The 13,286-nt window shown below is 69.4% G+C and carries 9 protein-coding genes; 8 read left to right on the forward strand and 1 reads right to left on the reverse strand.

Annotated elements, in window-relative coordinates:
- Nucleotides 1-143 precede the first annotated feature (143 nt).
- Nucleotides 144-1,970, forward strand: coding sequence for a right-handed parallel beta-helix repeat-containing protein (locus VTA80_RS19575; protein WP_407342745.1), 1,827 nt, complete (start codon nt 144-146; stop codon nt 1,968-1,970).
- 150 nt (nt 1,971-2,120) lie between these two features.
- Here VTA80_RS19575 and VTA80_RS19580 read toward each other — a convergent pair whose 3' ends face one another.
- Nucleotides 2,121-4,013 (reverse strand): alkyl/aryl-sulfatase, encoded by a 1,893-nt coding sequence (locus VTA80_RS19580; protein ID WP_407342746.1) that lies wholly within the window; start codon nt 4,011-4,013, stop codon nt 2,121-2,123.
- Nucleotides 4,014-4,801: 788 nt separating this feature from the next.
- On the opposite strand from VTA80_RS19580, the gene VTA80_RS19585 reads away from it, so the two are divergent.
- The 7 genes from VTA80_RS19585 to VTA80_RS19615 all read left to right on the forward strand — a co-directional run bounded on the left by VTA80_RS19585 (nt 4,802) and on the right by VTA80_RS19615 (nt 13,228).
- Entirely contained in the window at nt 4,802-6,001 is a 1,200-nt protein-coding gene (locus tag VTA80_RS19585) for a phosphotransferase family protein (protein ID WP_407342747.1), read from the forward strand.
- Nucleotides 6,002-6,306: 305 nt separating this feature from the next.
- Nucleotides 6,307-8,916 (forward strand): ATP-binding protein, encoded by a 2,610-nt coding sequence (locus tag VTA80_RS19590; protein ID WP_407342748.1) that lies wholly within the window; start codon nt 6,307-6,309, stop codon nt 8,914-8,916.
- A gap of 192 nt (nt 8,917-9,108) precedes the next feature.
- Complete coding sequence (locus tag VTA80_RS19595) at nt 9,109-9,360, forward strand: DUF4242 domain-containing protein (protein ID WP_407342749.1); 252 nt, start codon at nt 9,109-9,111, stop codon at nt 9,358-9,360.
- 511 nt (nt 9,361-9,871) lie between these two features.
- Nucleotides 9,872-10,027, forward strand: coding sequence for a hypothetical protein (locus tag VTA80_RS19600; RefSeq protein WP_407342750.1), 156 nt, complete (start codon nt 9,872-9,874; stop codon nt 10,025-10,027).
- A 942-nt stretch (nt 10,028-10,969) separates the two neighbouring features.
- Nucleotides 10,970-11,482: an SRPBCC family protein gene (locus tag VTA80_RS19605; RefSeq protein WP_407342751.1), complete on the forward strand. Its 513-nt coding sequence runs from the start codon at nt 10,970-10,972 to the stop codon at nt 11,480-11,482.
- A 29-nt stretch (nt 11,483-11,511) separates the two neighbouring features.
- Nucleotides 11,512-11,874 carry a YciI family protein gene (locus VTA80_RS19610; protein ID WP_407342752.1) on the forward strand — a complete coding sequence of 121 codons (363 nt, stop codon included), beginning with the start codon at nt 11,512-11,514 and terminating at the stop codon, nt 11,872-11,874.
- A complete protein-coding gene (locus VTA80_RS19615; RefSeq protein ID WP_407342753.1) occupies nt 11,864-13,228 on the forward strand; it encodes an RNA polymerase sigma factor in 1,365 nt (454 codons plus the stop codon). Before VTA80_RS19610 ends, VTA80_RS19615 begins: the two co-directional genes overlap by 11 nt.
- Nucleotides 13,229-13,286: the final 58 nt, after the last annotated feature.

Raw genomic sequence — 13,286 nt, forward strand, 5'->3', positions numbered from 1 at the left:
CAGTAGTTCTTCACGTCGCCACTCTTGGCTCCGATGTCGCGGAGGGGTCGCAAGAGAATCCTTTGCGCACGATCGGTCGGGCCGCGGAGCTCGCACGCGCGGGTGACACCGTTCTTGTCCACGGCGGGGTCTATCGAGAATGGGTGAAGCCCCAGCGTGGCGGCCTGAGCGATCAGCGCCGCATCACCTACCAAGCCGCGCCCGGGGAGCACGTCGAGATCAAAGGTTCCGAGCCGGTCAGCGGTTGGGAGCTGGTAGAAGGATCGGTCTGGATGGTCGAGGTGCCGGCCGCGCTGTTCGGTGGTTTCAATCCCTTCGGCGAGGAGCTCAACGGCGACTGGGTGGTCTACGCCACCAAGGACACACCCAAGAAGCACCTTGGCGACGTCTACCTGAACGGACGGAGCTTCTACGAGGCCACGGATCGGTCGGGCCTGGTGAACCCCTCGCGCCGTACTGAGGTCGTTGATCACTGGACCGGGACCGTCGACCCGATTCGTGATCCCGACCAGACTCAGCTCGTCTGGTACGCCGAGGTCGGCGAGGACGTCACCACGATCTGGGCCAACTTTCAGGGGGCCGACCCCAACGCGGAACTCGTCGAGATCAACGTTCGGCGGTCCGTCTTCTACCCCACTGAGCACCACATCGACTTCATCACCGTGCGTGGCTTCGAGCTGGCACAGGCGGCCTGCCCGTGGGCGCCGCCGACGGCCGACCAGCCTGGGCTGATCGGACCGAACTGGGCGAAGGGCTGGGTGATCGAGGACAACGTGATCCACGACGCCAAGTGCTCGGCGATCTCGATCGGCAAAGAGGCCTCCACGGGGCAGAACTACGCCACTGAACGACTGGACAAGCCCGGCTACCAGTATCAGCTTGAGTCGGTGTTCTCGGCGCTGCACATCGGATGGGACCGCGAGCACGTCGGCTCGCACACGATCCGCCGCAACGCCATCTTCGATTGTGGCCAGAATGGCATCGTCGGCCATCTGGGATGCGTGTTCTCGACGATCGAGGACAACCACATCTACAACATCGCCCTGAAGCGCGAGTTCTACGGCTATGAGATCGGCGGCATCAAGCTGCACGCCGCGATCGACGTTGTCATCCGACACAACCGCATCCACGACTGCTCGCTTGGCACGTGGCTCGACTGGCAGGCGCAGGGCACCCGGGTGTCTCGCAACGTGTACTACAACAACAACCGCGACCTGTTCGTCGAGGTGAGCCACGGACCGTATGTGGTGGAGCACAACGTGCTGGCGTCACGTTCGTCGATCGAGATCTTCAGCCAGGGTGGTGCCTACGTCAACAACCTCGTCTGCGGGACGGTGCTGCTCGAACCCGTCATCGAGCGTCCAACTCCGTATCACCTGCCGCACAGCACGCAGGTCGCCGGGTATGCCGCGATCCTCGGTGGGGACGACCGCTACATCGGGAACATCTTCCTCGGCGGAGATCTTTCGCTCGCCTATGGGACCGACCGACCGCTCAGAGACAAGGCCGGGTACGGCACGAGCGGCTACGACGGGCACCCCGGATCGTTCGCCGACTACATCGCCCTCGTGGACGACCCCTCACGGGGCGATCATGAGCGATTCAAGACGGTGAAGCAGCCGGTCTACATCTGGTCCAACGCCTACGCCGGCAACGCCGCGGCCTATGAGGGCGAGGTGGACTCGACCCTGCTGGAAGGCCGGGTGTCGGCGAAGGTCATCGACGAGGGCGACGAGGTGTACCTCGACTTCGACCTTCCCGCCGAGTTCGAGAAGGCGACCGTGGGGGTCGTCACGGGACGCGACCTCAAGCGGGTGCGCTTCGTCGACGCCGAGTTCGAGGAGCTCGATGGAACTTCGATCGTTCTCGACGTCGATCTCGCGGGGACTCCCAAGGTGGTGGGGGAGGCCTACCCGGCCGGACCGCTTGGGTCACTCACCGCCGGGCGCGCACGCATCCAAATCTGGTGAATCCACGGCCTGACTAGCCTGACTGACGCACCGTTGCCGTGGCGATGGTGCGTCAGTCGGCCACCCCACGACACGGGTTGACGTCACACCTGGAGCGATCGCTCTTCAGAGCTCCGCGCGAGAAGCAGGACTACGACGGCGAGCTGCCGGTCAGGGTGTGACGATGGCGAAGTCGGGGTCAACCGGCGCGAGCAGGCCGACCAGGGTCGCGAGTTCACCCGGATCGCCGGTGACGGTCACCGTGCCGCCGGTGAGGGCTTCGGCGAGGTCGAGGGTGCCGGTGACGAGCCCGATGAGCGCGGGTCGGGTCAGGGTGAACGTCGTGGTGTCGGGGAGCGGTGTGGTGGCAATGCGGTTGTGGAGGGTGCCGTTGCGCAGCTCGGTGACGTAGGTGGCGCCGTCGTCGGTGATGACCCAGCACAAGGTGACATGGGTGTCCCAGGCGCGCGGGCCGTCGATGCGGATAGCCAGGGAATCGAAGACCTGCGAGGCGGTCAGGGTCCCGATCAGGTCGGCGGACGCCGCGGTGGCGGGGGTGCCGAACTGGCCCTCGCGAAGTTCGGTGGCGCCGGCCAGGTAGGCGCTGCGCCAGGTGCCGTTCTCGGCACCGAAGCCCAGCTGCTCGAACGTGTCGGCCTGCAGGGTTCGTGCGGCGGGCTGAGTCCCATCGGCAAACAAGACATGGTTGAGCACCTCGGCGGCCCACCGGTAGTCGCCGTCGTCGTATGCCTTCTGCGCGACGGCGATGGCTGCGTCGATCCCGCCCATCGCATCCATGTACCGCTGGGCGGCGGCGACCGGCGGGTGCGGCCAGAGGTGGGCGGGGTTGGCGTCGTACCAGCCGAGGTAGCGCTGGTAGATGGCCTTGACGTTGTGGCTGACCGAGCCGTAGTACCCGTGGGTGCTCCACGTCGCCTCGAGGGCCGGGGGCATCTGCAGGACCTCGGCGATCTCCGCGCCGACGTAGCCCTGGTTGATCAGGCGCAGGGTCTGGTCGTGCAGGTACAAGTACGTGTCGCGCTGCATCGCGACGTACTCCACCGCGCGCTCGCGGCCCCAGGTCGGCCAGTGGTGCGAGGCGAACACGACCTCGAGTTCGTCGCCCCACAGCGTGATGGTCTCGGTGAGGTAGTGCGCCCACGCGTGGGCGTCGCGCACGACGGCGCCGCGGATGGTGAGGATGTTGTGCAGCGTGTGGGAGGCGTTCTCCGCCGCGCACACCGCGCGCAGGTGCGGGAAGTAGAAGTTCATCTCCGCGGGGGCCTCGGTGCCCGGGGTCACCTGGAACACGATCCGGACCCCGTCGATCGTGAGCTCCTGGCCGGTGGTCGTGATGTCGACGGTCGGTGCGATCAGGGTCGCCTCGCCGGTCGAGGTGGTCTGCCCCAGGCCGGCACCGATCTGCCCCGCGGGGCCCTTGGCGACCGCGGCGCCGTACATGTACCCGGCGCGGCGGGCCATCGCGGTGCCGGCGAACACGTTCTCCGCGACCGCCTCGTCCATGAACCCGGCCGGGGCGATCACGGGCACCCGACCCGAATCGACGTCGGCCTGGTCGATGATGCCTTTGACCCCGCCGAAGTGGTCGATGTGGGAGTGGCTGTAGATCATCGCGACCACCGGGCGGGCCCCGCGGTGCGCGCTGTAGAGCGCGAACGCGGCCGCGGCTGTCTCCTTCGAGATCAGGGGGTCGACGACGACGACCCCCGTGTCGGTCTCCACGAAGGAGATGTTCGACAGGTCAAAGCCCCGCACCTGGTACAGGCCCGGGACCACCTCGAACAGCCCGTCCTTCATGACCAGCTGGCCCTGTCGCCACAGGCTCGGGTTCGCGGTGTCCGGGGCAGGGCCGGCCAAAAATCCGTACGCGTCCAGGTCCCACACCACCCGGCCGTCCTGCGCCCTGATCTGCCGGTCGGTGCTGCGGGCGATGAATCCCCGGTCCGCGTCGGTGAAGTCCTGCGTGTCGCTCATCGGCAGGTGCTCGGCGGCCGACTCCAGGCTTCGCCGGGTGGCATCGGTGGCTCGCGACGGTGCGTTCATGGGGACAGTCCTTTCCGAGATCTCCGCCGCAACTCGGAGTGCGACGCGACGGTCCAACCCGCTCAAAACGCACTATATGGACCGCCAGACGACAGCGCGGGTGAACGACCCCCCGATCCGGACAGCAATCGTCCTGCTCGCGATTGCGTCGCAGCGGAGACGGGCACGACGGGCCGCGGTCCGGTGCGCCAAGACACTGCGAGCGTGATGAACGAACACCACTTTCTGCCACCAATGTGATGTTGGGGGAGGGTACGGACACAAGAGAGGCCACCCCGGATCTCTCCGAAATAGCCTCTGACATGCGACAACATGGTGGGCGATACTGGGATCGAACCAGTGACCTCCTCCGTGTCAGTCTTGAGAACGGTGTTCACTGCAGTTCGATCCAGTGCGTTGGTGCAGGTCAGCGGGGTGGACGGTCCCGGATGGATGGGGGCGGAAGGGGGTGAACTCGACGCCGTTGGGGTATGCGTCGGGGTACGCCCTTCGGCCGGGTCAGTACGTTCCGTCGAAGTCCGCTTCACGACGAGCATGTCCGCCGGCGCGTTCTCTCGCCACCGAAAACGATCCGAGGGCGCGCCCGTGACCACTACTACCGGCGCGACCGGGAAGTCGTCCTCGCGACGATCCGTGAGCCGCCGACGCAACTGGGCGAGACCTGCGCGTACATCGCCAAAACCCCGAGCGAACAGCCAGGTACACCGACCTGACCCGAGCAGCCACCGACCAAGTCGCGCGTGCACTCGCCGACGCGTCTGCCCCCCGTCGGCGGATAGTGTCGACGGGTGAATGAGTCCGGTCGCACGGCCACGGTCGTGCTGGTCTCGGGCGGCACGGTCCTTGGTGCGCTGCCGCCGGTGTCGTTGGCCATGCCGTGGTGGGCGGAGTCGGCCGATGTCGTGGCCGCCGTCAGGCAACGGCACGGCATCGACGTCGCCATCCTGAGACTGCAGGCCGCACCCCCGGACCGTCAGTGGGGCGGCGCCGTGGCCTACCTTGCCGAGACAGAGGACCCGCCGCCAGTTCCCCTGACCCCGTGGCCGGTTGACGCCCTGGTCGAGGAATCGCTGCGGCAGGAGTGGGCCAGGCCCGGTGGCCCGGCCATGTTGCTCGACTGGGCGCGTGAGCAGCTGACCGAGCGCGGCATCCGTGAGACCGCGGCGGCGGAGCAGATGAGGTCGTGGAACCTGTCGGGGATCTGGAGGATAGCGACGAGTGTCGGGCCGGTATGGCTCAAGGCGGTCCCGAGCTTCTTCGCTCACGAGGGCGCGGTCATGGACTGGATCGGTCCACCGGCCGCTCCCGGGCTCTACGGATTCGAGCGGGGACGCGTGCTCATGGCGGAGGTGCCCGGTGGTGCGAACCACCAGGCGAGGGGTGCTCGGCTCGAGCCGATGGTGCGGCTCCTGACCGACGTGCAGGGACGCAGCTTGGGGCGGACGGACGAGCTGATGCGGCTGGGCGTGCCGGACCGGCGCCTGGGTGTCATGCAGCCACCCATCGAGGCAGTCGTTCTCGAGCATGCGGTCGCCCTGGAGGCGGGGGAGCGTGCCACCCTGGATCGGCTCGTCGACACCCTTCCTGCGCGCATAGCCGCCATCGAGGCGTGCGGTGTGCCGGACGCCCTGGTGCACGGAGACTTCCACCCCGGGAACGTCGCGGGGACGGTGGACCGCTACGTGTTGCTCGACTGGGGCGACTCCTTCGTGGGGAACCCGCTCGTCGACGAGCTCGCGTTCACTGAGCGCCTCGAGGGGGAGGACGCAGCAGCTGCACGCCGGTGGTTCGCCTCGGCGTGGCGCCGCCTCGTGCCCGCGGCGGAGCCCGAGCGGGCCGCTGAGCTCTTGCGGCCGGTGCTGCCCCTGCTCGCGGCCGTGATGTACGCCCGCTTCTGCGCCAGTATCGAACCTGACGAGCGGGTCTACCACCGGCGGGACGTCGTGTCTATGCTCGAGCGCGCGAGCGCCGAGGTGTCCCGGGACTGACTCCCTGGGTTCGTCACCGTCGTGCTGCGCGCCCCGGCCAAGTCCCGCCTGCCCGCACACCGCCAGCGCTCACGCGCCACTTCGGACCTGGTGCCGCGCGACCCGGCGACCCTTGCGCGCTTCTTCGGTGGCCTGATCTGAGCGTCGTCATCGCCGCCGGCTATCTCGCCGGCAGCTCCTCAAGCCCGAGCACGTCGATCACACGTGGCGCCCCTCCCACATGGGCGACAGTGCGAAGGGCCCCGAAATGCGCGGTTCGTCGGAGTCGACCCGGTTTACGCTGCACCCAAGGGCTGGAGGTCGGCATGCACGCGACGTTCCTGGAGCGCGACTCTCAGGTTGACGCTGTGCTCGGGTACGCCGCCGAGGCCAAGGCGGGCACCGGTCGCCTCGTGCTGGTGCACGGCGAGGCGGGCGGCGGGAAGTCAACGCTGCTCGAGCAGGTCGAGGCCCTGCTGCCGGACGCCGCCTGGCACTGGGGCGCCTGCGACGGTCTGTTCACCCCTGTCCCCCTCGCGCCGCTGCGCGACATCGCCGACAGCATCGGCGGCCCCCTGCGCGCCGCGTCCGACGCCGACGCCTCACGCGAGACGCTGTTCGCCGCCCTCATCCAGGCGGTTCGCGCTGACCCCGGGCTCACGGTTCTGGTCGTCGAGGACATCCACTGGGCCGACGAGGCGACCCTCGACCTGCTCCGCTTCGTCGGTCGGCGCGTGCAGAAGGAGCGCGCCCTGCTGCTCGTCACCTTCCGCGAGGAGGAGTCGGCTCCCTCCGGCCCGCTTCGCCAAGCGCTCGGCGAGCTGGCCCGCCAGCGAGGCACCCGCAGGGTCGCGCTGCCGCCCCTGTCGCACAACGCCATCGAGCAGCTCGTCGGCGACACCGGCCTCGACGCCGCCGCGGTCCACCACCTCACCGGCGGCAACCCCTTCTTCGTTGCCGTGGTGGTCGGCAGCGCGGGCGGCGGGCTCCCGGCATCGGCCCGTGACGCCGTGCTGGCCCGCGCCGAGGGGCTCGACCCCGCCACCCGGGGGCTCCTCGACGCCGCCGCCCTGGCCGGTGCCCGGGTCGACCCCGCCCTCATGGAGGTTGTCGCCGGCGAGCCCGAGACGGCGTACGACACGCTCGTGCGCGCCGGGCTGCTCGTCACCGACGGCCGCTCGCTGCGGTTTAGGCACGAGATCGCGCGCCTTGCGGTGGCCGATGCCGTGCCCGAACCGCGGCGCAGCGCCGTCCACCGGCGGATCCTCGCCGCACTCGTGGAGCGCGGCGTCGACGACGACTCCCGGCTGGCTTTCCACGCTGCCGGCGCCGGGGACACCGCGGCCGTGCTGCAGCACTCCCGTGGCGCTGCGCGCCGCGCCGCCGCCCACGCCTCACACGGTGAGGCGGTCGAGCACCTGCGCCGTGCACTGGCCGCCGGCGACCGGATGGGACTCGATACCCGGAGCCGGGCCGAGATCCTCGACGACCTCGCGACCGAGCTCGGGCTCGTTGACCGCTGGGCTGAGGCGGAGCCGAGACGCGCCGAGGCGATCGAGCTGTGGCGAAGGCTGGGGGACGCCCTCCACGAGGGCTCCGCCCTGCGGATGCACTCGCGGGCTCTGTCCCGGCTCGCCCGCGGGGCCGAGGCCCACCAGGCCATTGACGAAGCCCTGGCCGTACTCCGTCCCCTCGGCCCGACGCCCCCGTTCGCCCGGTCGGTGGAGTACCTGGCTGCAGTCCTGTGGCACGAGGGGGCGAACGTCGACGCCATCGCGGCGAGCGACCGCGCTGCGGTCCTCGCCGAGGAGCTCGAATTGCACGATGTGCTCAGTGACGTGCTCAACACCCGGGCCTGCTCGATGATGTCGCTCGGCCAGGACTGGGTGCCGACGATGCAGCGCGCCCTCTCCGTGGGTCTGGACGCCGGTTGCGACGAGCAGGCGGGCCGCGCCTACATGAACTACTACGCTGGCCTCGTCGACGAGGGCCGGGTTGACGAGGCGGAGGCCGTCTTCGTCAACGGCCTGGCGTTCTGCGAGGAGCGCGAGGTGGTGTCGGCCGCCAAGTTCCTCGTCTCGACGCGCATCGGGGCGCTGGAGTCCACCGGGCAGTGGCAGGAGGCCGTGTCGGTGGGCCGGGCGCACCTCGAAGACACGACCGTTTCGCCGGTCCGGCGGCTGGCTGCCCTGCTGAGCCTTGCACGCATCGGCGTGCGACGCGGGGACCCGGACGCCGGGCGGCTCCTGGACGAGGGCGTCGCGATCGCCGAAGGCACCCGTGAGCCGCAATGGATCCTGCCCTTCCGACTGCTCGTCGTCGAGCGGCACTGGGTGCACGGCCACCCCGACCAGGCCCGCAACGCCATGTCGCGAGCAGCCTCCGTCGCAGCCCTGGCACCCGTGGACACACGCTTCGCCGGGAGCTCCGAAGTGTGGGCCCGACGGCTGGGCCTGTCGCACCCGGACCCGTCCGCGGTGTCCGCCCGGTGGGCCGCCGAGCTGCGCGGCGACGTCGCCGAGGCGGTCGCCGGGTGGGATGCCGCGAGCGACCCCTACGAGGCCGCCCTCGCTCTTGCGTTCTCGCCGTCCTCGGACGACCAGATCGAGGCACTGCGGCGGCTGGACGCCCTCGGCGCCACGGCCGTCGCCGCCGTCGTGCGTCGACAGCTGCGCAGGGCGGGAATTCGCTCGCTTCCGGGTGCGCCACGATCCACGACCCTGGACCACCCGGCCGGCCTGACCAGCCGGGAGCAGGAGGTCCTGCAGCAGCTCGGGCACGGCCTGAGCAACGAGGAGATCGCGGTGCGCCTGTTCATCTCTACCAAGACCGCCGGGCACCACGTGTCGGCCGTGCTCGGCAAGCTCGGCGTGTCGGGACGTCGAGAGGCGGTTGCCGAGGCGCGACGGCGGGGCCTGCTCCCGGCATCTGGCTAGGGAACCCGAACCCCGCGCCAACGGTGCCGACCCGCCGACGGATCTGCCGGCACCCCTAGCGGTGCCGTGACCGGTGCCGGCGCAAGACGGGTAGCCACCCGCGCCAGATAGGGAACGACGCCCCATCTCCGGTGGCTCGCATGCTCCTAGCGTCGTCGGTGTCAGGACAACCACCACATCAAGGAGCACGACATGCCACTGTTCATGGACGTCCACAACCTCGACGGCGGAGTCTCCGTCACCGACGTCGGCAACGCCCACATGGCCGACCTGCAGACACAGGGCAAGCACGACGTGAACTACGTGCGCTATTGGGTCGACGAGGGCAAGGGCAAGATCTTCTGCCTCGTGGAGGCCCCGTCTGCCGAGGCCGCCAACACCGTGCACCGCGAGGCGCACGGGCTCGTCGCCGACGCGATCTACCAGGTCCAGGAGGGCTCGTGACACACGGCACCACCCGCCTCGCGGGAGGTGCCGCCTGGGCGGCCGTGCTGGTCAGCGCCGTTGGCGGCAACGGAGAGGTCGTCACCAGTTCGGGCTGCCGGCCTCAGGCGACGACCGTCAGATAGTTGGAGTCCGGGGCCGGAACTCCGGACTGGGCGAGTACACCGACGCTCAACCGCCGAGGGTTCTGGCCAGCAGGTCCTTCTCACGGGCGCCGCGGTGCTGGCCGTCCAGATCGACGGTGACGTCAAGGCGAATCGGGTACCACCGAGCCGTGGCGCGAGCCGGAGTGCCTTGCCCCGGTGTCGACTACCGCAACCACTGGTTCGACAAGGCCAACGAGAAGATCTTCTGCCTCGTGAAGGCACCCAACCGCGAAGCCGCGCCCGCTGTCCACCAGGAAGCACACAGGCTCGTCGTTGACCTCGCTCGACGAAGCCGCGCGTTGCGCCGAGGTTCTCGTGTCACGAACCAACCGTGCCCTTCCCCGATCGTGCGAGGGAGTCTCGCCATGCTGTTGATCCTGCTGGCCGCCGCGGCCATCGTTTTGCTCGTCGTCCGCCTCGCCGTCACGATCCACGCGGACGGCTACGGCTCGACCCCACCACCCAGGTCATACGACGACGAAGAACACGCCCAGACCCCGCGGGATCACAGGAATTCCTGAACCTGGGGGCCGGTGCCAAATCACCCGGGCCACGTCAAGTTCGGCCGATCTCTGGTTCAGCTGCCAATTGAGACGCAGCCCGCCCGAAATCTCGGTCCCGTTCGATATCGCGAAAGACACCCATGCACTCACTCGATCACTACGCAATCTTCAAGTTCGACCAATCCGAACGCACTCTCGCCCTCGAACGCGCACGACAGCGCCGGGAGTCCGACCACAGATCAACCGACCGGGGACGGGTCGAATCCGCCCGACCGCCGCATACCCAGCGGCCCGGCGCCGGCGCGAGACTGTCACCCTCGCAAGCCGTGCAGCACCAGCCGCCGCCGCGGGCCGCAGTTGAACATTTGGCGACGGTCTCCTGTTCACCCACGCACGACGGCGCCGGGCGCGATTTTGGCTCGTGCGGTGGCCCGTAGGCGTGGCTGCACATCTGCAGTTCGGTTGCGAACTCATATCAGTTGTCGCCAGCGGCAGCCATCGGTTGCCCTCGATGGGCGCCGCTGGAGTTTGAACAAGCCGTGGCGCCCAAACGCTGAACGACGAGAGAGTGCATGAGCCCATCGGGGGTCGCCCCGCAACAGAGGCGGAGATGGCTGCGCACGCGGCGGCCGTACCCGACCGCTCACGTTCAGAATCTGATCCGAATGGATCGTCATGTACCGCTCATGCACGAATGCTGAAGCCGCGATCCGAGATTTCGCTGGTCCCGGTCATCCGCATATGGCGCTGTCGCGTGACGCGAAGGAGGGCACGCGGTACGCACCGAGTGACTGACGCTGCGGGGCCCGACCGGGTGTCGACCATGCGCGAGGAGCCGAGATGGCGACGGTCGGAGCCCTCCGAAAACTCATGCGGTCGATCGTGTCGATTCCGGTCGCGCGCTGCGTCACCCATGCAAGAAGGTGGACACCGGGTTCACCTCGGAACTGGGAGGTACTCATGACCGCATCGCCGCCACTGTCCGTCTCGGTCTCAACCATGGTCGCGGCCAGCCCCGAGACGATCTACGACCTCATCACCGACGTGACCCGGATGGGGGAGTGGAGCCCCGAAACGGTCGAAGCCCGCTGGATGGGCGGGGCGACGACCGCCCGCCCGGGCGCGCGGTTCGTGGGCACCAACGTGCTTGGCGGGCTCACATGGTCGACCAAGCCGACCGTGGTCACTGCCGAGCGCGGCGTCCGGTTCGCGTTCCAGGTGCCCGGAGCCTCCGGCCCGCTGTGGAGCTACGACTTCGACAGGGCCGACGGCGGCACCCGGGTGACCGAGTCGATGACCCAGACCAAGCCGTCGCCCGCCGTCATCCGTTGGATGCGTGCCAGGGCCGGAGTCACCGATCGAGGCGAGCACCTGCGGCAGGCAATGTGCACGACCCTCGACAACCTGGGCGCTGCCGCCGTCGCCGCCGCCGTCGCCGTCGCCGTCGCCCAGGCTTCGGACCCGATCCGCTGAACACCAACCAACCCCCGAAGGAGCTCGACATGGACTACATGATCTTCATCGCCAGCGACGAGAACGCCGTCATGCCCGCCCCCGGTACCCCCGATTTCGACAAGATGATGGAGGGCTGGATGGCGTACAACCAGAAGCTGATCGACGGCGGCCACTGGATCGCGGCCGCGAACCTGCAGCCCACCGCCACCGCGACGACCCTGCGACTGGCCGCCGGCGCGGCACCGACCGTCGTCGACGGGCCGTTCGCCGAGACGAAGGAACAGCTCGGTGGCTTCTACCTGATCAGCGCCGCGGACCTCGACGAGGCACTCGGACTCGCGGCGGCGCTCCCGGTCCCGTACGGATCGATCGAGGTGCGCCCGGTGGCGCTGCGTCCGGATGCCGGCTGACCCGCAACCCGCGGCCATCGCGGCCGGCGGCGTGGACGCCTCCACGCCGCCGGTCACGCCGCGCCCCGCCGTCGACGCCGCGATCAGCCTCCTCGCGCGCGAGGAGAGCGGTCGGATCATCGCGTTGCTCGCGCATCGTTTCGGCGATGTGGACCTCGCCGACGAGGCGGTGCACGAGGCCCTCATCGCCGCCGTCGAGACCTGGCCCGAGCGTGGCATACCCGACAACCCAGCAGGCTGGCTCCGCACCGCCGCCCGCAACCGCGCGATCGACCGGATCCGCCGCGCGACCAGCGCCCGACGGCGCTTGCTCGAGGCCGCTCCCGAGCTGCTAGCTGGCGACGTCGAGGAACCCGACCTCGAGGAGCTTGACGGCGAGCGCGACGACTTGATCGTCGACGAAGTCGCGGTGCGCGACGAGCAGCTGCGACTCATGCTGCTCTGCTGCCATCCGGCGTTGGACGTCGACGCCCAGGTCGCGCTCACGTTGCGGCTCGTCGGCGGGCTGAGCACGCCCGAGATCGCGTCGGCGTTTCTGCTGCCGACCGCGACGCTCGCGCAGCGCATCGTGCGGGCCAAGCGCAAGATCCAAGACGCGCGGATCCCGCTGTCCATCCCGGCCGACCTCGACGGTCGCGTGGGCACTGTCCTCACCGTGCTCTACCTGATCTTCAACGAGGGCTACCTCTCGAGGGGTGCTGCCGACGCAGTCGTGCGGGTCGACCTCGCCCAGGAGGCGATTCGCCTGACCCGCCTCCTCGTCGAGCTCGTCAAACCCACCCCGGAGGCCGAGGGACTGCTCGCGCTCGAGCTCTTCCAGCACGCCCGCGTCGCGACCCGGGTCGACGACGCCGGCGACCTCGTGCTCCTCGAGCGTCAGGACCGGACCCGCTGGGACCTTCCCCGGATCTTGGAGGCGAACCGCGTCCTCGCCACGGCGATGGCACGCGGGCATCCGGGCGTCTTCCAGGTCGAGGCACTCATCGCGGCGCAGCACGCCAATGCGCGAACCGCGGCGGACACGGACTGGCCAGCAATCGTCGGCCTTTACGCCCAGCTGGAGGCCATGACCGGGTCGCCGGTCGTCAGGCTCAACCGAGCCGTCGCGGTGGCCATGGCTGACGGTCCTCACGCCGGGCTCGCCCTGCTCGATCCACTCGACGGCCTTGACGGCTACCACCTGCTCCACGCGACGCGCGGGGAGCTCCTGCTTCGCGCGGACCGGGGATCGGAGGCCGAGGTCGCCTTCGGTCGCGCACTGATGTTGGCGACGAACCCGGCCGAGGTCCGCCACCTCGAGCGCCGCGTCGCCGTCGCCACGGCCGATGAGGTGCGCTCATCGCCTCACCTCTGAAAGGGGGCAGGACGGCGCATACCCCGGTCCCTGGTCGGCACCCGTGGCCGCCGGCGCA

Source organism: Pengzhenrongella phosphoraccumulans (assembly GCF_045689905.1).
In the GTDB taxonomy this organism is placed as follows: domain Bacteria; phylum Actinomycetota; class Actinomycetes; order Actinomycetales; family Cellulomonadaceae; genus Pengzhenrongella; species Pengzhenrongella phosphoraccumulans.